13 protein-coding genes and 1 pseudogene are annotated in these 20293 nt (G+C 73.9%); 2 read left to right on the top strand and 12 right to left on the bottom strand.

Annotation, left to right across the window (positions count from 1 at the left end; all coding sequences use genetic code 11):
* Window positions 1–45: 45 nt before the first annotated feature.
* The 6 genes from serA to P3H78_RS28340 all read right to left on the bottom strand — a co-directional run bounded on the left by serA (window position 46) and on the right by P3H78_RS28340 (window position 10182).
* Window positions 46–1635, bottom strand: a complete 1590-nt coding sequence (serA, locus tag P3H78_RS28365; protein WP_276112031.1) for a phosphoglycerate dehydrogenase — start codon at window positions 1633–1635, stop codon at window positions 46–48.
* 317 nt (window positions 1636–1952) lie between these two features.
* On the bottom strand, window positions 1953–2951 hold the full coding sequence (gene ilvC, locus P3H78_RS28360; protein WP_276112030.1) for a ketol-acid reductoisomerase: 999 nt from the start codon (window positions 2949–2951) through the stop codon (window positions 1953–1955).
* Window positions 2952–3064: 113 nt separating this feature from the next.
* Complete coding sequence (ilvN, locus tag P3H78_RS28355) at window positions 3065–3589, bottom strand: acetolactate synthase small subunit (protein ID WP_276112029.1); 525 nt, start codon at window positions 3587–3589, stop codon at window positions 3065–3067.
* Window positions 3590–3621: 32 nt separating this feature from the next.
* Window positions 3622–5469, bottom strand: a complete 1848-nt coding sequence (locus P3H78_RS28350; RefSeq protein ID WP_276112028.1) for an acetolactate synthase large subunit — start codon at window positions 5467–5469, stop codon at window positions 3622–3624.
* A 243-nt stretch (window positions 5470–5712) separates the two neighbouring features.
* Entirely contained in the window at window positions 5713–8865 is a 3153-nt protein-coding gene (locus P3H78_RS28345; RefSeq protein ID WP_276112027.1) for an EAL domain-containing protein, read from the bottom strand.
* Between the two features lie 366 nt (window positions 8866–9231).
* Complete coding sequence (locus P3H78_RS28340) at window positions 9232–10182, bottom strand: 2-hydroxyacid dehydrogenase (RefSeq protein WP_276112026.1); 951 nt, start codon at window positions 10180–10182, stop codon at window positions 9232–9234.
* Between the two features lie 74 nt (window positions 10183–10256).
* Between P3H78_RS28340 and P3H78_RS28335 the strand changes: the two genes are divergently transcribed.
* Both P3H78_RS28335 and P3H78_RS28330 read left to right on the top strand, forming a co-directional pair.
* Complete coding sequence (locus P3H78_RS28335) at window positions 10257–11255, top strand: aldo/keto reductase (protein WP_276112025.1); 999 nt, start codon at window positions 10257–10259, stop codon at window positions 11253–11255.
* 196 nt (window positions 11256–11451) lie between these two features.
* On the top strand, window positions 11452–12624 hold the full coding sequence (locus P3H78_RS28330) for a PQQ-dependent sugar dehydrogenase (protein ID WP_276112024.1): 1173 nt from the start codon (window positions 11452–11454) through the stop codon (window positions 12622–12624).
* 108 nt (window positions 12625–12732) lie between these two features.
* On the opposite strand, the pseudogene P3H78_RS28325 reads toward P3H78_RS28330, so the two are convergent.
* The 6 genes and pseudogenes from P3H78_RS28325 to P3H78_RS28300 form a co-directional block, all read right to left on the bottom strand.
* Window positions 12733–12819 (bottom strand): annotated as a pseudogene (locus tag P3H78_RS28325) (DUF6191 domain-containing protein); the annotation flags it as partial.
* 68 nt (window positions 12820–12887) lie between these two features.
* Complete coding sequence (locus tag P3H78_RS28320; RefSeq protein WP_276112036.1) at window positions 12888–15956, bottom strand: helix-turn-helix transcriptional regulator; 3069 nt, start codon at window positions 15954–15956, stop codon at window positions 12888–12890.
* A 65-nt stretch (window positions 15957–16021) separates the two neighbouring features.
* On the bottom strand, window positions 16022–16186 hold the full coding sequence (locus tag P3H78_RS28315; RefSeq protein WP_276112023.1) for a hypothetical protein: 165 nt from the start codon (window positions 16184–16186) through the stop codon (window positions 16022–16024).
* A 217-nt stretch (window positions 16187–16403) separates the two neighbouring features.
* Window positions 16404–17048 carry a hypothetical protein gene (locus tag P3H78_RS28310; protein ID WP_276112022.1) on the bottom strand — a complete coding sequence of 215 codons (645 nt, stop codon included), beginning with the start codon at window positions 17046–17048 and terminating at the stop codon, window positions 16404–16406.
* Window positions 17049–17352: 304 nt separating this feature from the next.
* On the bottom strand, window positions 17353–19581 hold the full coding sequence (locus P3H78_RS28305; RefSeq protein ID WP_276112021.1) for an MMPL family transporter: 2229 nt from the start codon (window positions 19579–19581) through the stop codon (window positions 17353–17355).
* A 205-nt stretch (window positions 19582–19786) separates the two neighbouring features.
* Window positions 19787–20284 carry a hypothetical protein gene (locus tag P3H78_RS28300; protein WP_313884431.1) on the bottom strand — a complete coding sequence of 166 codons (498 nt, stop codon included), beginning with the start codon at window positions 20282–20284 and terminating at the stop codon, window positions 19787–19789.
* Window positions 20285–20293: the final 9 nt, after the last annotated feature.

Raw genomic sequence — 20293 nt, 5'->3', positions numbered from 1 at the left:
GTACACCGGGACGGCCCGGCGCCGTACACGTCGGGACGCGGGACGTCAGGCGAGGTTCACCGCGCGGGCGGAGGTCGCCCCGATCTCCTCGGCCACCTCGGCCAGGACGGCCGCGGACACCGTGTCGTCGACCGTCAGCACGGCGAGCGCCTCGCCGCCCGCCGTGGAACGGGCCACCTGCATGCCGGCGATGTTGACACCGGCCTCGCCGATGATCCGGCCGACGGTGCCGACGACACCGGGACGGTCCTCGTAGCGCAGGACGACCATGTGGTCGGCGAGCGTGAGGTCGACGTCGTAGTCGCCGACCGCGACGATCTTCTGGAGGTGCTTCGGGCCGGCCAGCGTGCCGGAGACCGACACCTCCTCGCCGCTGCCGAGCGTGCCGCGCACGGTGACGACGTTGCGGTGGTCCGCCGACTCCGAGCCGGTGGTCAGGCGCACCTCGACGCCCCGCTCCTGGGCGAACAGCGGCGCGTTGACGTACGACACCGTCTCGTCGACGACGTCCTCGAAGACGCCCTTGAGCGCCGACAGCTCCAGCACCTTCACGTCGTGCTGGGTGATCTCGCCGTAGACCTCGACGTCGAGGCGCACGGCGACCTCGCCCGCGAGCGCGGTGAAGATCCGGCCGAGGTGCTCGGCGAGCGGCAGGCCCGGCTTGACGTCCTCGGCGATGACACCGCCCTGCACGTTCACCGCGTCCGGGACCAGCTCGCCGGCGAGCGCGAGACGGACCGAGCGGGCCACGGCGATGCCGGCCTTCTCCTGCGCCTCGTCGGTGGAGGCACCGAGGTGCGGGGTGGCCACGACCTGGTCGAACTCGAACAGCGGCGAGTCCGTGCACGGTTCCTTGGCGTACACGTCGAGGCCGGCGCCGGCGACCCGGCCCTCCTTCAGCGCCGAGTACAGCGCCTCCTCGTCGACGATGCCGCCGCGGGCCGCGTTGACGATGCGCACGCTCGGCTTGACCTTGCGCAGCGCCTCGTCGCCGATGAGACCGAGGGTCTCGGGCGTCTTGGGCAGGTGGACGGTGATGAAGTCGGAGACCTCGAGCAGCTCGTCCAGCGTCAGCACCTTCACGCCCATCTGCGCGGCCCGCGCGGGCTGCACGTAGGGGTCGTAGGCGACGACCTTCATGCCGAAGGCGGACATGCGCTGGGCGACGAGCGCGCCGATGCGGCCGAGGCCGACGACGCCGAGGGTCTTCTCGGCCAGTTCGACGCCCGTGTACTTGCTGCGCTTCCACTCGCCGTTCTTCAGCGCGGCGTTGGCCTGCGGGATGTTGCGGGCGGTGGCGAGGAGGAGACCGCAGGCCAGCTCGGCGGCGGTCACGATGTTGGAGGTGGGGGCGTTGACGACCATCACGCCGGCCTTGGTGGCGGCGGAGACGTCCACGTTGTCCAGGCCGACGCCGGCGCGGGCGACGACCTTGAGCTTCTTCGCCGCGGCGACCGCCTCGGCGTCCACCTTGGTGGCGGAGCGGATCAGGATGGCGTCGACGTCGGCGACGGCGGGGAGCAGTTCGGCTCGGTCGGCTCCGTTGCAGTGCCGGATCTCGAAGTCCGGGCCGAGCGCGTCCACGGTCGCGGGCGACAGCTCTTCAGCGATGAGTACGACGGGTTTCGAGCTCACGTGGGTCCTCACAAGTCCAATGCGGACGGCCGTCCCGACGGCCGCTGGCGGTGGAGGGGAGTGGCACCGGGGACGTGCCTTCGGATTCCTCGGTGTCGCTTAGCCGCGTGGAAGACGCACGACGCTGTGGGCCTGACGCGTTTGTTCGTGCAGCAGTCTAGTGGCGCCTGGTGCGTCGCATTGCGCCGCTGCGGAAGGATCACCCGTCCGTGGCTGGACGGGGTGGACAACGCCGCGGATGCCCTTCGGACACCGACGTTACCCCGGGTTCGCCGAAGGGGCCGGAGCGCGGCGCTCCAGCCCCTCGGCAGGCGGCCCTACGCCTCCTCGTTCACCCAGCTCATGAGCTTGCGCAGCTCCTTGCCGGTGGTCTCCAGCAGGTGCTCGGAGTCCTGCTGCTTGTACTCGTTGTACTTCTTCAGACCGCCGTGGTACTCGTCCATCCAGGTGCGGGCGAAGGTGCCGTCCTGGATCTCGGCGAGGACCTGCTTCATCTCGGCCTTGGTGGCGTCGGTGATGATGCGCGGGCCGGTGACGTAGTCGCCCCACTCGGCGGTCTCGGAGATCGACCAGCGCATCTTCTCCAGGCCGCCCTCGTACATGAGGTCGACGATCAGCTTCAGCTCGTGCAGGCACTCGAAGTAGGCGATCTCCGGCTGGTAGCCCGCCTCGGTCAGCGTCTCGAAGCCCGCCTTGACCAGCGCGGCCGCGCCACCGCAGAGGACGGCCTGCTCGCCGAACAGGTCGGTCTCGGTCTCCTCGGTGAAGGTCGTCTTGATGACGCCGGCGCGGGTGCCGCCGATGCCCTTCGCGTAGGACAGGGCGAGCGCGAAGGCGTTGCCCGTGGCGTCCTGCTCGACGGCCGCGATGCACGGCACGCCGCGGCCCTCCTCGTACTGACGGCGCACCAGGTGGCCCGGGCCCTTGGGGGCGACCATGCACACGTCGACGCCGGCCGGGGGCTTGATGAAGCCGAAGCGGATGTTGAAGCCGTGGCCGAAGAACAGCGCGTCGCCGTCCTTCAGGTTCGGGGCGATGGACTCCTCGTAGACCTGGGCCTGGATCGGGTCCGGCACCAGGATCATGATGACGTCGGCCTCGGCGGCGGCCTCGGCGGGCGTCACCACGCGCAGGCCCTGCTCCTCGGCCTTGGCCTTGGACTTCGAGCCCTCGTGCAGGCCGACCCGCACGTCGACACCCGAGTCGCGCAGCGACAGGGCGTGGGCGTGGCCCTGGCTGCCGTAGCCGATGACCGCGACCTTGCGGCCCTGGATGATGGACAGGTCGGCGTCAGCGTCGTAGAACAGCTCGGCCACTTTGGGTCTCTCCTTGGTGTGCAGGTGGTGCTCCCACCGTAGGACGGCGGGGCGAGGGAGGATTCGGGATCCGGTCTGCGGGCGGCCGGTTCGCCCGGCCGCCCGGCGGGTCGTTACGCCGACCGGTCGAGGGCGCGCAGGGACCGGTCGGTGATGGAGCGGGCGCCGCGGCCGATGGCGATCGTGCCGGACTGCACCAGCTCCTTGATGCCGAACGGCTCGAGCATCTTGAGCATCGCCGACAGCTTCTCGCCGGACCCGGTGGCCTCGATCGTCACGGCCTCCGGGGAGACGTCGACCGTCTTGGCGCGGAACAGCTGGACGATCTCGACGATCTGGGAGCGCGTCTCGTTGTCGGCGCGGACCTTCACCAGGACGAGTTCGCGCTGGACGGCCTGGGCCGGCTCCAGCTCGACGATCTTCAGCACGTTGACGAGCTTGTTGAGCTGCTTGGTGACCTGCTCCAGCGGCAGGTCCTCCACGCCGACGACGATGGTGATGCGGGAGATGTCGGGGTGCTCGGTGACGCCGACCGCGAGCGAGTCGATGTTGAAGCCGCGGCGGGAGAACAGCGCGGCGATCCGGGCGAGGATGCCCGGCGTGTTCTCCACCAGGACGGAGAGCGTGTGCTTGGACATGTCTGGTAGCTCTTCCTCTTCGCTCTTCCGGCTCAGTCGTCTTCGTTGTCGCCGAAGTCGGGACGGACGTCCCGGGCGGCCATGATCTCGTCGTTGGAGGTGCCGGCGGCGACCATCGGCCACACCATCGCGTCCTCGTGGACGATGAAGTCGACGACGACGGGACGGTCGTTGATCGAGTTGGCCTCCTCGATCACCTTGTCGAGGTCCTCGGGGGACTCGCAGCGGATCGCGTGGCAGCCCATGGCCTCCGACAGCTTCACGAAGTCGGGGACGCGGGTGCCGGCGCTCGGGCCCTTGGGCTCGTCGCCGGGGCCGGAGTGCAGCACGGTGTTGGAGTACCGCTGGTTGTAGAACAGGGTCTGCCACTGGCGGACCATCCCGAGAGCGCCGTTGTTGATGACGGCGACCTTGATCGGGATGTTGTTCAGGGCGCAGGTGGTGAGTTCCTGGTTGGTCATCTGGAAGCAGCCGTCGCCGTCGATCGCCCAGACGGTGCGCTCCGGGCGGCCCGCCTTCGCGCCCATGGCGGCGGGGACCGCGTAGCCCATGGTCCCGGCGCCGCCGGAGTTGAGCCAGGTGGCGGGCTGCTCGTACTGGATGAAGTGGGCGGACCACATCTGGTGCTGGCCGACGCCCGCGGCGAAGACCGTGCCCTCCGGGGCGAGCCGGCCGATCCGCTCGATGACCTGCTGCGGGGACAGCGAGCCGTCCGCGGGCTGGTCGTAGCCGAGGGGGTAGGTGTCGCGCCAGCGGCCGAGGTCGTTCCACCAGGCGGTGTAGTCGCCGCGGTGGCCCTCGGCGTGCTCCTTCTGGACGGCCTGGATCAGGTCGGCGATGACCTCGCGGGCGTCACCGACGATCGGCACGTCCGCGGCACGGTTCTTGCCGATCTCGGCCGGGTCGATGTCGGCGTGGACGATCTTGGCGAAGGGGGCGAAGCTGTCCAGCCTGCCGGTGACGCGGTCGTCGAAGCGGGCTCCGAGGGCGACGATCAGGTCGCTCTTCTGCAGCGCGGTGACGGCGGTGACCGAACCGTGCATGCCCGGCATTCCCACGTGCAGCGGGTGGCTGTCGGGGAAGGCGCCGAGCGCCATCAGGGTGGTGGTGACGGGCGCTCCGGTGAGTTCCGCGAGGACCTTCAGCTCGGCGGTGGCACCGGCCTTGAGGACACCGCCGCCGACGTAGAGGACGGGCCGCCGGGCGGAGGTGACGAGCTTGGCGGCCTCGCGGATCTGCTTGGCGTGCGGCTTGGTGACCGGGCGGTACCCGGGCAGGTCCATCACCGGCGGCCAGGAGAAGGTGGTCCGCGCCTGGAGGGCGTCCTTGGCGATGTCGACCAGGACCGGTCCGGGGCGGCCGGTGGAGGCGATGTGGAACGCCTGCGCGATGACCCGCGGGATGTCCTCGGCCTTGGTCACCAGGAAGTTGTGCTTGGTGATCGGCATGGTGATGCCGACGATGTCCGCCTCCTGGAAGGCGTCCGTGCCGATCGCCTTGGAGGCGACCTGGCCGGTGATCGCCACCAGCGGCACGGAGTCCATGTGGGCGTCGGCGATCGGGGTGACCAGGTTGGTGGCGCCGGGTCCCGAGGTCGCCATGCAGACGCCGACCTTACCGGTGGCCTGCGCGTAGCCGGTGGCCGCGTGGCCGGCGCCCTGTTCGTGCCGCACCAGGACGTGGCGCACCTTGGTGGAGTCCATCAGCGGGTCGTACGCGGGCAGGATCGCACCGCCCGGAATGCCGAATACCGTGTCGGCGCCGACCTCCTCGAGCGAACGGATCAGGGACTGCGCACCCGTGACGTGCTCGGGAGCGGACTGATGTCCTCCGGATCGGGGCCGCGGCTGCGGGTGAGCCCCGGTGGCCTGCTCGGTCATCGTCTTCTCTTCTCGATGCTGAGGGTTTTTGCGAAGTTTGAGCGGAGTTCAGCTGCTGCACGAGGGGTGGCCGTGCAACAAAAAACCCCTCGTGCCGCAAGGCAAGCGAGGGGAGCGCGTCGGTAGGGTCACTGGGGATTTCCGGATCGTCGTCCGGTGGGTCCCAGTTCAGCCGACGCGCTGTCCAAGTACGAGAATTCGGGTGCGCATGGCACTGACCCTCCCCCCGACGCGCACCCACTGTCAAGTAGGTGGGACGGGCGTCTCATTATGTGAGCGCAGGGCCGTCCCGCCTCCGAAGACGGCGGCGACCGGACCGGAGTAGGGGCCCGCCCCGACGGCGAGCACCGGTTCGGCCGGACCATGCGGCACCGGGCAGTGGCCGGAGGTGAGCGTCCGGCGCAGCCGGTACTCGTCCAGCGCCCCGGCGAAGGCCATGCCCTGCCCGTGGGTGCAGCCCATCGCCCGCAGGGCGACGACCTGCTCGGGAAGGTCCACGCCGTCGGCCACGGACTGCAGCCCGAGGTCGGTGGCGATCCGGAGCAGCCCGCTGGTGATCTTGTGCAGCCGGGCGGACTCCACCACTCCCTCGACCAGGCCGCGGTCGAGCTTGAGCACGTCCACGGGGAGCCGCCGCAGGGCCGTGAGGGCCGCGTAGCCACTGCCGAAGCCGTCTAGCGCGATCCGTACGCCGAGGCGCCTGAGGGCGGTCAGCCGACGCTCCAGCTCGTCCAGCGAGCCCCGCGGATCGATGTCGGACAGCTCGATCACCAGCGACCCGGAGGGCAGCCCGTGCCGGGTCAGCAGGGCCTCGACCGAGCCGAGCGGCAGGGAGCGGTCCAGCAGCCGGCGGGCGCCGAGCCGGACCACCACGGGCACGGACAGGCCCGCTGCGGCCCGCTCGGCGGCCTGCTCGACCGCCTCGGCCAGCAGCCAGCGGCCCAGCTCCGCGGTCCGGTCGCCGTTCTCGGCCACACGCAGGAACTCCGCGGGCGTGAAGAGGACCCCCTGCGAGGACCGCCAGCGCGGCTGCGCGGCCACCGACGTGATCCGGCCGTTCTCCAGGCACACCACCGGCTGGTGCAGCAGGGCGAACTCGCCGTCGTGCAGGGCCACCCGCAGCCGGGTGGCCAGCTCCGCCTTCCGGACGACGTCCTGCTGCATCTGCGGCCGGTACAGCTCCACCCGGCCCTTTCCGGCCGCCTTCGCCCGGTACATGGCCAGGTCGGCGTTGCGCAGCAGCTCCCCCGCGCCCAGACCGGGTTCCGCGAAGGAGACGCCGATGGACGCGGCGACGCGGACGTCGTTGCCGCCGATCAGGTAGGGCTGGGACAGCCTGACCCTGAGGCGGTCGGCCAGTTCCCGGATGTGCCCTTCCCGGGCGCTGCGGTCGCGGGTGCCGTCGCCGACGATCAGCGCCGCGAACTCGTCACCGCCGAGCCGGGCGGCGGTGTCGCCCTGACGGACCGCCTCGTGGAGCCTGCGGGCGGCCTGGACGAGCAGTTCGTCCCCGGCCTGGTGCCCGATGGTGTCGTTGACGGCCTTGAAGCCGTCGAGGTCGATGAAGAGCACGGCGGTGCCGCGGTCGGTGCTGCGGCGGCCGGACAGCGCCTGCTGCACCCGGCGGGTGAACAGGGCGCGGTTGGGCAGGTCGGTCAGCGGGTCGTGCTCCGCGTTGTGCTGGAGCTGGGCCTGGAGGCGGACGCGCTCGGTCACGTCCCGGCTGTTGAAGATCAGTCCGCCGTGGTGGCGGTTGATGGTCGACTCCACGTTGAGCCAGCCGCCCCCGCCGGACCGGAAGCGGCACTCGATGCGGGTGGTCGGCTCGTCCAGCGGGCTGGCGGCGAGGAAGCGGCGCACCTCGTGCACCACGCATCCCAGGTCCTCCGGATGGATGAGCGTGGCCAGCTCCCGGCCCACCAGGTCCTCGGCCGGCCGGCCGTAGACCCCGGCGGCCGCCGGGGAGACGTACCGGAGGATGCCGTTGGGCGCGGCGATCATGATGACGTCGCTGGAGCCCTGCACCAGGGAGCGGAAGTGGTTCTCCTTCTGGGCCAGTTCCTGGGTGAGGGTGATGTTGTCGAGGAGCATGATGCCCTGGCGCACGACCAGCGCGAGCACCACGGCGCCCGCGGTGATCAGCACGACGCGGTCGACGCTCTGGCCGTTGAGCACGTTGTAGAGGATGCCGAGGGTGCAGACGGCGGCGGCCAGGTACGGCGTGAGCGCCGCGAGCGAGCCGGTGAGGGGCCGGCTGACCGGGTACCGCTCGCGGTCGCCCCCCCGGGCGGGCGCATGGACGTACGGACCGGGGGAGGTACGGCCCCGGCCCGGCGGGTGCTCGTGCACCTCGTGCGGACGCCCCTCGTCCGGGGGCGTATGCCCGTCGGCGGGGGACGTGCGGCCCTCGGAGGGGTGCGCGGACCCGTCGGCCACGCGCGTATGGCCGTCCGTGTCACGGCGGCCGGCGTCGGGCCCGTCCGGGCCGTGGCCGCCGGCTGCGGGAGCGTACGCCGCGCGGTGGTCCGGGTCGCGCCGGTCGGCGCCCGGCGCCGGGCGCGGCGCCGCCCACGGGGCGTACGCGAGGAGCAGCGAGCCGGCGAACCAGCCCGCGTCGAGCAACTGGCCGGAGTGGTAGCTGTGGTGCAGCAGCGGCGAGGTGAACAGCGCGTCGCACATCACGGTGAGCGCGAGCGCGCCGATCGCGGTGTTGACGGCGGTGCGGTTGACCGCGGAGCGCCGGAAGTGCAGGGCGAGCACCATGCTGACCAGCGCGATGTCGAGCAGCGGGTACGCCAGCGAGAGCGCGGTGTGCGCGACGCTCGGCCCGTCGAACTTGGCCGCCTGGGCGAGGGCGAGACTCCACGACAGGGTGAGCAGCGAGCCGCCGATCAGCCAGGCGTCCAGCGCCAGGCACACCCAGCCCGCCCGCGTGGCGGGCCGCTTGGCCAGGACCAGCAGGCCCACGATGGCGGGGGGCGCGAAGCACAGGAAGAACAGGTCGGCGTAGCTCGGGCTGGGCACCGGCTCGCCGAGGACGACCTCGTACCAGCCCCAGACCAGGTTGCCCAGGGCGGCCATCGCCGAGGACAGGGCGAACAGCAGCCACGCGGGGCGGAAGCGGACGCGGGGGTTGCGGGCGTGGAGCGCACAGGACACCGCGGCGATGCCGGCCGCGGCGCTCAGTCCGAAGTCACCCATGACCAGGGCCAGTTCGGGCGATCCCCAGTCGAGGGCGGCACCGACGGCGTAGGCCGCGCACACCACCGCGAGGAACAGCTGGGGGGCCAGCCCGGACCCGCCGCCGGCGACCGGCGGACGGGGCAGCAGGACCCTCGATGGGCGCTGCGCCCGCAGCGCCGCCGGAAGCGCGGTCGTGGCGGGCGGCGGGATCACCGGGGACTCCCGGTCCGGGCGGCCGGGTCCCGCGGGTCCCGGCAGGCCGGCTGGGCCTGTCGCCGGCGGCCGTACCTGCGCAGGTGCGGTCCGGTGTGCCGGCAGCGGACGCCCGCGACCGTGCATCGGCGTCGGCGGCGGCCCCGCCGCGTCGGATCCTTCGTCCATAGGCCGTGCATCGCCCGTCGCCCCCCTCGCAGTCTCACATGTCCGTCCCCGGCGCCGAACGGTGCGCGGCGCAGCCCCTGTCGGGACGATACACCAGGATCGTCACTCAGGGACATAGTTCCTCTACGCTCCGTGACGACCAGCGGGGATGCAGGTACGCACCGCGTCCAAGGGGTTGCGGACAGTGCCGGAAACGGACTACACGCCTGCCGCCCCCGTCGTGAGGACCACGTTGCGGAGCGGCTCCCGGTTCACGAACCGGTGCAACTGGTCCACCAGCAGCCGCTTGGCGCGCGGCAGGAACGCGGACGTGGGGCCGCCGACGTGCGGGCTGATCAGCACGCCCGGCGCGTGCCACAACGGGTGTCCCGCGGGCAGGGGTTCGGGGTCGGTCACGTCGAGGGCGGCGGTGATCCGGCCCGTCTCCAGCTCGGCCAGCAGGGCCTTCGTGTCGACGACGGGCCCGCGCGCGACGTTCACGAGCAGGGCGCCGTCCTTCATGCGGGCGAGGAACTCCGCGTCCGCCAGGTGCCGGGTGCTGTCCGTGAGCGGGGTGGACAGCACCACGACGTCCGCCTCGGGAAGCAGTGCGGGCAGTTCGGTGAGCGGGTGCACCGGACCGCGCGCCGTGGTGCGCGAGGAGCGCGCCACCCGCGCCACCCGCGCGACCTCGAACGGCGCGAGCCGGTCCTCGATCGCGGCGCCGATCGAGCCGTATCCGACGATCAGCACGGTCCGGTCGGCGAGGGCCGGGTGGAAGCCCCCGCGCCACTCCCCCCGGTCCTGGGCCCGGACGAAGCCGGGAACGCCGCGCAGCGAGGCGAGGACGAGGGTCAGGGCCAGCTCCGCCGTGCTCGCCTCGTGGACCCCCCGCGCGTTGCAGAGCACCGTGCCGGGCGGCATCCGGTCCAGTCCGGGCTCGACGTGGTCGATGCCGGCGGACAGCGTCTGCACCACCCGCACCGCGCTCATCCGGGGCAGCGGGCGCAGCCCGATCCGGGCGGGCTTCATGTACGGCACGACGTAGAAGGCGCATGCGGCGGGGTCCGCGGGGAATTCCTCGGCGCCGTCCCAGAAGTGGTAGGCGGGGCCCTCGGGAAGGCCCTCGATGTCGTCCGGCGGGATGGGCAGCCACACGTCAGCAGTCATGGTCAGGAGGCTATGTCAGGCGCGCGCGGAGCAGAGGTTAGGTTGTTGTCCCGGCAGAGGGAGGGTACGGCCAGGTGGAGCGCAGGACGATCGGCGCGGCGGCACTCGCGGTGGGGGCCGTGGGACTCGGGTGCATGCCGATGAACTGGGCGTACAGCGCGTCACGGCGCCGCGGCGGGGAGTCGCTCAGGACGGTGCACCGGGCCCTGGACCTCGGCTCGACCCTGCTGGACACCGCGGACATGTACGGCCCGTTCACCAACGAGCTGCTGCTGGGCCGGGTGTTGAAGGAGCGGCGGGCGGACGCGTTCGTGTCGACGAAGGCCGGTCTGCTGGTGGGCGAGCAGCACATCGTGGCGAACGGCCGCCCCGGCTATGTGCGCAGGGCCTGCGACGCGTCGCTGCGGCGGCTGCAGACGGACGTCATCGACCTCTACCAGCTGCACCGCGCCGATCCCGAGGTGCCCGTCGAGGAGACCTGGGGCGCGATGGCGGAGCTGGTGCGGGCCGGGAAGGTGCGGGCGCTCGGCCTGTGCGCGATGCAGACGGACGGCGGGCGCCGGTCCCGCGGGCGGCCGTACGAGGCGACGATGGGGCAGCTGGAGCGGGTGCAGCAGGTCTTCCCGGTGAGCGCGGTGCAGGCGGAGCTGTCGGTGTGGTCGCCGCAGGCGCTCGGCACGCTGCTGCCCTGGTGCGAGGCGCGCGGGATCGGCTTCCTCGCGGCGATGCCGCTGGGCAGCGGGTTCCTCACCGGCACCCTCACGCCCGGCCAGGGTTTCGAGCCGGACGACGTGCGCGCCCGGCACCCCCGTTTCACGGCCGAGATGATGGCCGGCAACCAGCCGATCGTCGCCGGGCTGCGCCGGATCGCCGCCCGGCACGGGGAGGACGTCACGCCGGCGCAGGTGGCGCTGGCCTGGGTGCTGTCCCGGGGGCGGCACGTGGTGCCGGTGCCGGGTGCCAAGCGGGAGCGCTGGGCCGGCGAGAACGCGGCCGCCGCGGAGCTGCGGCTGACCGCGCGGGACCTCGCGGAGGTGGGGCGGCTCCCGGCCGCCCGGGGCTCCTGGGACTGACGGTCCCGCGCACCTGTTCCGGCACCGCGGGCCGGGACGGGAGCGGCCGTACTCGCGGGCGCGGCAGGGGCGCGTGGGGCGCACGGGGCGCGGCGCGTGCTCCCGGTTCCCGCTTCGGAGCACGCCCGCCTGGGAACCCGCGGGGGCGGGGACGGCGTATGACAGAGGGGACCCGCCGCGGCGAAGGGACACGATCGTGCGACGTCGAGCTGTGACGGCCGTGCTGGCGGCCGCCGTGCTGCTGGGGGCGGCGGGCTGCTCCACCGGTGGCGAGGCCGGCGGCCCCGCGGCCGGTGGCGGCACTGCGCCGCCGGGGCGGACGGCCGGGGCGGCCTCGCCGCCGGGCGGGGGCGCCGGGGAGACGGCACCGCCCGCCCGGGGCTCCGTGCGGGTGCTGCGCACGGTCGCGCAGGGCCTGGACTCGCCGTGGGGGCTCGCGCCGCTGCCCGGCGGGGGTCTGCTCGTCTCCTCCCGCGACCGGGCGACGATCACGCGGATCGACGAGCGCACGGGGCGCCCGACGGAGCTCGGCACGGTCTCCGGGGTCTCACCGGCCGGAGAGGGCGGCCTGCTCGGCATCGCCCTCTCCCCCGGCTTCGCCTCCGACCACCTGGTCTACGCCTACTTCACCTCGGTCTCCGACAACCGCATCGTCCGTCTGCTGTACGACGACAAGCGGCCGGCCGGGGACCAGCTCGGCGCGCCGGACACGGTCTTCAGGGGCATCCCGAAGGGCCTCGTCCACAACGGCGGCCGGATCGCCTTCGGGCCCGACGGCATGCTCTACGCGGGCACGGGCGAGAGCGGCGACCGGGGCCTGTCCCAGGACACCCGGTCCCTGGGCGGCAAGATCCTGCGCATGACCCCCGACGGCGAACCGGCCCCGGGCAACCCCTTCCCCGGCTCCCCCGTGTACTCCTACGGCCATCGCAATGTGCAGGGGCTCGCCTGGGACACCCGGCAGCGGCTGTTCGCCTCGGAGTTCGGCCAGGACACCTGGGACGAGCTCAACGCGATCCGGCCCGGCGGCGACTACGGCTGGCCCGTCGCCGAAGGCAGGTCGGGCCGGGCGGGGTTCGTCGATCCGCTGGCCCAGTGGCCCACGGACGCGGCCTCCCCGAGCGGCATCGCCTGGGCGGCGGGGTCGGTCTGGGTGGCGGGGCTGAAGGGCCGGCGGCTGTGGCGGGTGCCGCTGCGGGGCACCGCCGCCTCGGCGCCGCCCCAGGCGTTCCTGACCGGCCGGTACGGCCGGCTGCGCACGGTGGTCGCGGCGGGCGACGACACCCTGTGGCTGGTCACCGGCAACACCGACGGCCGCGGCACCCCGCAGCGGGGCGACGACCGCATCCTGGAGCTGCGGGTGAGCTGAACCGGGGGGCCGGGCCCACTCCCCGGCGGACGGCGGGGCGGCCCGCCGTACGACGACGGTGCCGGAGGCGAGGTCGATCGGGCCCCGCACGGGTTCGGTGTCTCCGGCGTCCTCCCGGGCCGGCTCCAGCCGGTTCCGCTCGTCGCGGGTGTGTGCCCGGCCGGGGGCGAACAGCTCGTCGAGGGCGTCGAACACGGCTTCCTCCGCTGCTGGTTGCGGTGCCGGGCCGGCCGGTCGCGATGCCGAGGGGACGCCGGGGGACGTCAGCCCGCCGCCGGGGCGGGGAGCGGGACGGTGGGGAAGAGGTCCAGGCGGTGGGCCAGGGCCGCCGCCTCGCCGCGGCCCTGCACGCCGAGCTTGGCGAGGATGTTCGAGACGTGGACGCTGGCCGTCTTCGGCGAGATGAACAGCTCCTCGGCGATCTGGCGGTTGGTGCGCCCGGCCGAGACCAGGCGCAGGACGTCGCGCTCCCGGCTGGTGAGCCCCAGGGACTCGGCACCTGCCGTGACCTCCCGGGGGACGCCGGCCGGGGCGAGGCGGGCGCGCCGGGCCAGGCCGGTGGCGGCGTCGGCGAGGGGCCGCGCCCCGAGGTGGCCGGCGACGGCGTGGGCCAGCCGCAGCAGGTCGGCCGCCCGGTCCCGGTCCTCGTCGGCCGCGAGGAGCGCCGCGGCCAGCCGCAGGCGGACCCGGGCGAGGTCGTAGGGGCGTTCCAGGGCTTCGAAGGCAGTGACGACCTCGGCCCAGTGGCCGGGGCCGGCCCGGCCCTCCGCGCGCAGCAGCTCGGCCCGCACCCAGCGCTCGTACGCCTGCCAGACGGGCACGTTGGCGGCCAGGGTCCGGGCCGCCCGGCGGATGCGGTCGAGGACCGCGGGGCCGCCGGCCTGCTCCGCGGGGCGTCCGGCGGCGCGTGCCTCCACGGCCGCGGCGGTGAGCAGCAGGGGCCAGCCGTAGCGCTGGGTGCCGGGCGGGAAGCCGCTGTCCAGGGCGTCCAGGAGTTCACGGCGGGCGTCGGGCAGCCGCCCCTCCCCCGCGGCGACGCCGACCGCGATGCGGGTCAGCGGCAGCGCGTGCTGCGGGACGAAGTCATGGGTGCCGAAGTGTGCCCGGGCTGCCGCGAGGTGGCGGGAGGCCTCGGGCAGCTCACCGCGGGCGAGGGCGAGTTCGGCGCGGATCCGGGCGTGGAAGCCGCGCGGCTTGGCACCCGGGTCGATGCGCTCCGACCGGGTCGCCGCCTCGACGGCCTCGTCCCAACGGCCCAGGGTGTACAGGGACTCGGCGAGGTTTCCCCACACCCATGCCTCGTGGTCCCGCAGTCCGCGGCTGCGGGTGTAGGCGAGCCCCTGCTCCATGAGGGGCACGGCCTCGCGGGAGCGGCCGACGGACTCCAGCTCGGACGGCAGGTTCACGTACGAGCGGCCCGCCACGGCGGAGATGCCCTCCTCGACCGTGCGCGCGTTGACCTCGTACATCTCGGCGAGCCCGGCGTCGACGTCCCCGGCGTCGACCCTGAGGCCGCCGAGGGTGAGCCGGGCGTTCATCTCGATCTCGCGGACACCGACCATGCGGGCGTACTCCACGGCCCGCTTGGCGGCCGTGAGGGCCTCCGGGCCCGGCCGGTGCACCATGGACCAGTTGGCGACACCGGCCAGCACCTCCGCGTGCACCTCGGACGGCGGCAGCCCGCGCACCAGCTCCTGGGCGGTGGCCAGTTCGTGCCATCCGTCGCCGAGGGCCCGGGACTGCACGAGCCGGGCGCGCTGGATCCAGAACCAGGCGGCGCGCAGCGGGTCGTGCTCGTCCTCCAGGAGGCGCAGCGCCCGCTTGGTGATCTTCAGGGCGCGTTCCCGGTCCCCGCTGAAGCGGCCGGCGACGGCGGCCTCGGCCATCAGGTCGAGATAGCGCAGCGCGCCGGACTGCGGGGCGCCGCCGTCGGGGGTGCACGCCTGCCGCTCCCGCAGCGGAGGAGGGTAGACCTCGGTGTAGTCGGCCGTCCGCAGCCGCGCCCGCACGTCCTCGGGTGCCGCGTCCCACAGCTCCATCGCCCGCTCCAGGAAGCGCAGTTGCTCGCTGTGCGCGTGCCGGGCGCGGGCGGCGACGGAGGCGTCGAGCACGGCGGGCAGCGCCTTGGCCGGGTCGTGGGCGTCGTACCAGTATCCGGCGAGCCGCATGACGCGCTCCCCGGCCGGCACGAGGGCCGGGTCGGCCTCCAGGGCTTCGGCGTAGCGGCGGTTGAGCCGGGAGCGCTCGCCGGGCAGCAGGTCGTCGCTGACGGCCTCGCGGACCAGGGAGTGGCGGAAGCGGTAGCCGTCGCCGGAGGGCGCGGCCAGGAGGATGTTGGTGTTGACGGCGGCGCGCAGCGCCTCGATGAGGTCGTCCTCGGCGAGCCGGGCGACGGCGGCGAGCAGCCGGTACTCGACGGTGGAGCCGCCCTCGGCGGCGATGCGGACGACCTGCTGGGCGGGCTCGGGCAGGGCCTCGACGCGGACCAGCAGCAGGTCGCGCAGGGAGTCGCTCATGCAGTCGCTGCCCTCGTGCGCGGCGACCGCGAGCTCCTCGACGAAGAAGGCGTTGCCGTCGGAGCGGCGGAAGATCTCGGCGACCTGGCGGGGGTCGGGTTCCCCGGCGATGATGCCGGCGATCTGCCGCGCCACCTCCTCGCGGGTGAACCGGGCGAGTTCGACGCGGCGCACGGTGCGCAGCCGGTCCAGCTCGGCGAGCAGGGGCCGGAGCGGGTGGCGGCGGTGGATGTCGTCGGAGCGGTAGGTGGCCAGGACGACGAGACGGCCGGAGCGCAGGGTGCGCAGGAGGTAGGCCAGCAGGTGCCGGGTGGAGGCGTCGGCCCAGTGCAGGTCCTCCAGGACCACGACGACGGTACGGTCGGCCGCGGCGCGCTCCAGCAGGCGCGCGGTGAGTTCGAAGAGGCGGCCCATGCCCTCCTCGTCGTAGCGGCCCGCGCCGCGGGCGCCGCTGGTCTCGCCGAGTTCCGGCAGCAGGCGGGCCAGTTCCTCCTCCTGGCCGTCCGCCGCGGCGGTGAGCACGTCGGGCAGGTCGCGGCGCAGGGCGCGCAGCGCGGCGGAGAACGGGGCGAACGGCAGCCCGTCGGCGCCGATCTCCACACAGCCGCCGAGCGCGACCACGGCACCCCGGCGGGCGGCCGCGGCGGCGAACTCCTCGACCAGGCGGGTCTTGCCGACGCCCGCCTCCCCGGCGATGAGCAACGCCTGCGGCTCGCCCGCGCCGGCGCGGGCGAGTGCGTCCTGCAGCGTCTCCAACTCGCCGGTGCGGCCGACGAACACGGGACTGACGGACCTGGTCTCCACAGCCCCGAGCATCGCACGGCGGACGGCGGGCGCGGCACCGGTTTTCGCGGGCGCGGCGGGGACGCGCGGGGGGACGGTCATGCGGCCCGGGTGTACCGCTGCGGGTTCGGGTGGCCGGAACCGGACCCCCCGATGCGGCCGGCGGCGCGGCGGGCGGCGCGGGCCTCGCCGACGCGGCGCTCGTGCTCGGCCGTGCGGTGCAGCTCGGCGGCGCGCAGCTGGTGCATGCGGTACGTGAACACGGTGGGTCTCCCTGGGACGAGCCGGTGTCGGGTGCCGCTCCTGCGCGGCGTCTCCACCTTCGTCTCCCAGGAGGCCGGGCCGCATCGGGAGAGTTCCGCATCCTGCACGGGCCCCGGGGCCTTAGAAAGCGAACGGGGGCTCCGGCGGTCGCCGTAAGGTCCTTACGGCGACCGCCGGAGCCCCCGCGGGGACCTGCGGGTCCTGCCGGGTCCGCCGTCAGGCGGTGGGCAGGCCGAGCAGCACGTCCGTGTACTTCAGCAGCGCCAGCAGCAGGCCGACGACGCCGAGCGCGACACCCGCCCAGGCCACCGACTTGGTCCACGGCGCCTGCGGCCGGCCCGGGGTCCCGAAGGCGGGGCGGGCGAGGACCACGGCACCGACGACGAGCGCGAGGAGGGCGAACAGGCCGCCCCACAGCGCGGTGGCGTGCCAGGCGTTGCCGTACACCGCCTTGATCTGCTCGGCCACCCCGGCGCCGGACGACGTGCGCAGCTGGCCGATGAGCTGCTCGCGCGCCCCGGCCACGGTGCCGAGCCAGCTGCCGGTCAGCGACACCAGGCCCAGCGCGGCGGAGACGACGGCCCCCGCGCCCTGTGCGATCCCGGAGGGTTCGGTCTGCTCGGTCTCGGCGGCGACGGGACGCTCGGCACCGTCCGCCGCGTGGGCGTCCGCAGCCGCGGCGTCCGCCGCGCCGGCGCCGGTCGCGCCGGTCCCGGCGTCCTTGCCCGGTCCGGCCTGTCCGGCCTGTCCGGCCTTGTTGGCTTCCACCTCGTCGGAGTTGGTCACGTCCACCGTCTCCCGGTCGTTCGTCGCCTCGGCCCCGGTAGCGGCTCCGGCCTCGTCTGCAGTCCTGGTTCCCATACCTCGCACCGTACGAAGGGTCTCTGAGAGCTTTCCCGACGAAAGTGGCGCATGCGTCGCAGCAGGTCAGCGCATCTGTCGGAACTGCGTGCGCGCCGCACGCCACCCGGGGGGCCGCACGGCCCGTGTCCCGGTGTCGCCGCCGGGCCACTGCGGTGCCCGGTTCGTCGGCCGACGACACCTACCACTCCACACGGTGCATGCCACGCTCGTCAAACGCCCAGCGGACGAGGGCGCGCGCACCCCTTGTGAGCAGGTCTTTCCCGAGGCGGCCGACGCCAGGTGCCGCCGTCCGGGCCCGTCCTCACCCGGGGATGTCGCGCACGTCCCGCCACTGCTCCTCCGCCGTGACGTCCACCGCCTCGGCGAGCCGCTCGTGCGCGGCGCGGCACTCGGGCGGCTCGATACTGATCCGGGGCAGGATCCGGTCGAGGCGGCGGGGCAGCCACCAGTTGGCGCCGCCGAGCAGGTGCATCAGCGCGGGGACCAGCAGGGTGCGCAGGACGAAGGCGTCCAGGGCGACGGCTGCGGCGAGCGCGATGCCGAACATGGCGATCACGCGGTCGCCGCTGAGCACGAAGGCGAGGAAGACGGAGATCATGATGACCGCGGCGGAGTTGATCACCCGGCTGGTCTCGGCGAGGCCGACGCGGACGGCCCGCCGGTTGTCGCCGGTCTCCAGCCACTCCTCGTACATACGGCTCACCAGGAAGACCTGGTAGTCCATGGACAGCCCGAAGAGCACCGACACCATGATCACCGGCAGGAAGGGCTCGATGGGGCCCGCGCGGCCCAGCCCGAGCTGCTCGCTGCCCCAGCCCCACTGGAAGATCACGACGACCACCCCGAAGGCGGCGGCGACCGCGGCGACGTTCATCGCGGCGGCCTTGAGCGGGATGCCGAGCGAGCGGAAGGCGAGCAGCAGCAGGACGCCGCCGAGGCCGACGACGACGCCGACGAACAGCGGCAGCCGGCCCACGATGACGCCGGCGAAGTCGTCGTAACCCGCGGTGACGCCGCCGACGTGCACGTCGAGCGAGGTGCCGGACTCGGCCCGCGGCAGCACCTCGGTGCGCAGCCGGCCGACGAGGTCACTGGTGCGCTGCGACTGGGGAGCGGAGTCGGGGATCACGGTCAGGCAGGCCGTGCCGCCGCCGGTCGTGTAGGTCACCGGGGTCACCGCGGCGACGCCCTCGGTGCCGCGCAGCACGGTGTCGAGGTTGTCGAGGGCGAGCCGGTCCTCCGCGCCGTCGACCCGGGTCACCAGGGTCAGCGGGCCGTTCACGCCGGGCCCGAAGCCCTCGGCGAGCAGGTCGTAGGCGCGCCGGGTGGTCGACGAGGCGGGGTCGTTGCCCTGGTCGGAGGTGCCGAGGCGGAGGGAGAGGGTGGGCACCGCGAGCAGGGTGACGACGGCCAGGGCCAGGGCGCCGAGCAGCTTCGGGCGGCGCTCCACGAAGGCCGACCAGCGGGCGGCGAGTCCGGTGGGCAGTTCCGGTTCGGGCCCGTGTTCGGCGAGCCGGCGCCGCTCGCGCCGGCTGAGGACGCGCGGCCCGGCGTAGGAGAGGAGTGCGGGCAGCAGGGTGACGGCGGCCGCGACGGTGAGCAGCACGGTCAGCGAGGCGGCGACGGCGACCCCGTCGAGGAAGCCGAGCCGCAGGATCAGCATGCCGAGCAGGGCGAGGCAGACGGTGGCGCCGGCGAAGACGACGGCCCGCCCGGTGGTGGCCACGGCCCCGGTGACGGACTCGGTGGTGTCGAGCCCGCGTTTGAGGCCGCGCCGGTGCCGGGTGACGACGAACAGGGCGTAGTCGATGCCGACGCCGAGCCCGACCAGCAGGCCGAGCATGGGCGCGAAGTCGGCCACCGCCATGGCGTGGCCGAGCAGTTCGACGGCGGCGTAGGCGGTGCCGACGCTCACCAGGGCGGTGGCGATGGGCAGCAGCGCGGCCACGGGCGAGCCGAAGGCGAGGAGCAGGACCACGGCGGCCACGGCGACGCCGACGGACTCGGCGAGGTGGCCGCCGGACGACTTCGTCAGGCCGATCGCACTGCCGCCCAGCTCCACCTGGAGACCCTCGGTCCGGGCGGCCTCGGCGGTGGTGACCACGGCCTGCGCCGCGGGCCGGGTGATCTCCTCGGCCGGGCGCTCGAAGGTGACGGTCGCGTAGGCGATGTGCCCGTCGCGGCTGATCCGGTCCGCGCCGCGGCCCTGGTACGGGCTGCCGACCGCGGCCACCCCGGGCAGGGCGGCGATCCGGTCGAGGGTGCGGGACATCGTCTGCTCGACGTCCGCGGCGCGGACGGTGCCGGGCGCGGTGCGCCAGACGACCGTGTCGGTGTCCCCGCCGAGTCCGGGGAACCCCTCCTGCAGCAGCCGGGTCGCGCGGCCGGACTCGGTGCCGGGGACCTCGTAGTCGTCGGAGTACGCCGATCCGGCGACGGCGGCGGCCGCGGTGGCCCCGCCGAGGGCGACCAGCCAGAGCAGGACGACGACGAGGCGGTGCCGGACACACCAGCGTGCGAGGGCTGCCACGGACGTGCTCCCGAATGGACGATGTGTGGATCTTTGACCGGGAACAGTCGTCGATGAACGGAACGGCCCGCAAAGAACGCATGAGCAAGGTGGTGCCACTCTTGCAGGCCCTTGTGATCGTTTACGGCATTCGTGGGCTTGCTCACAGGAGTGCGAGCCAATTCACAGGACAATCAGGTGAACTCTGTCGCCCCGCCACGCCTGCTCAGTCCGACCGGTCACCGAGCGCCATCACCATCACTCCGGCGATCAGCAGCCACAGGGACCGGCGGGTGCGGCCCCGGATCCCGAGGACGGCAGCCGGCACGCAGATCGCGGCCCCTGCGGCGTAGGCGGCCGGCACGAGGGCCGGCGACGAGCGGGCGAGCCGCAGCAGGGAGGCGGCGATCCCGGCGAGCGCGAGCAGGGAGCCGGTGCCGGCCGCGGTCCAGCGGGCCCGGCGCGCGACCTCGGCCGGGTCGCCGTCGTCGTCCGGGTCACCGCCGTCGTTCTCCGGACCGCCGTCGTCCGGATCGTCGCCGGGGGCGTCCTGCACGGGCTCGTCCCGGTCGTGCCGGTCGTCCACGTCACCCCGGGCGCCCCGGCCCTCCGCGGCGCTCCCCGCGGGCTCCGCCCGGCCGGCCGTGTCCCGGACGCCCGCGGTCCCGGCCCCGATGTCCTCGGGCCTGGCGGGGTGCGGGTCGGAATCGGCGGGTCCACTCATGCCGGGCGA

The sequence above is a fragment of the Streptomyces tropicalis genome, assembly GCF_029269835.1.
Classification (GTDB): domain Bacteria; phylum Actinomycetota; class Actinomycetes; order Streptomycetales; family Streptomycetaceae; genus Streptomyces; species Streptomyces tropicalis.
The sequence above is the reverse complement of the archived record's forward strand: the minus strand, read 5'-3'. Positions and strand labels throughout refer to the sequence as shown.

Bases quoted from the DNA above. Each gene is read 5' to 3' on its own strand.
- ilvN (WP_276112029.1), bottom strand. From the start codon at position 3,589: ATGTCCAAGCACACGCTCTCCGTCCTGGTGGAGAACACGCCGGGCATC.
- P3H78_RS28350 (WP_276112028.1), bottom strand. From the start codon at position 5,469: ATGACCGAGCAGGCCACCGGGGCTCACCCGCAGCCGCGGCCCCGATCC.
- P3H78_RS28340 (WP_276112026.1), bottom strand. From the start codon at position 10,182: ATGACTGCTGACGTGTGGCTGCCCATCCCGCCGGACGACATCGAGGGC.
- P3H78_RS28320 (WP_276112036.1), bottom strand. From the start codon at position 15,956: ATGCTCGGGGCTGTGGAGACCAGGTCCGTCAGTCCCGTGTTCGTCGGC.
- P3H78_RS28310 (WP_276112022.1), bottom strand. From the start codon at position 17,048: ATGGGAACCAGGACTGCAGACGAGGCCGGAGCCGCTACCGGGGCCGAG.
- P3H78_RS28300 (WP_313884431.1), bottom strand. From the start codon at position 20,284: ATGAGTGGACCCGCCGATTCCGACCCGCACCCCGCCAGGCCCGAGGAC.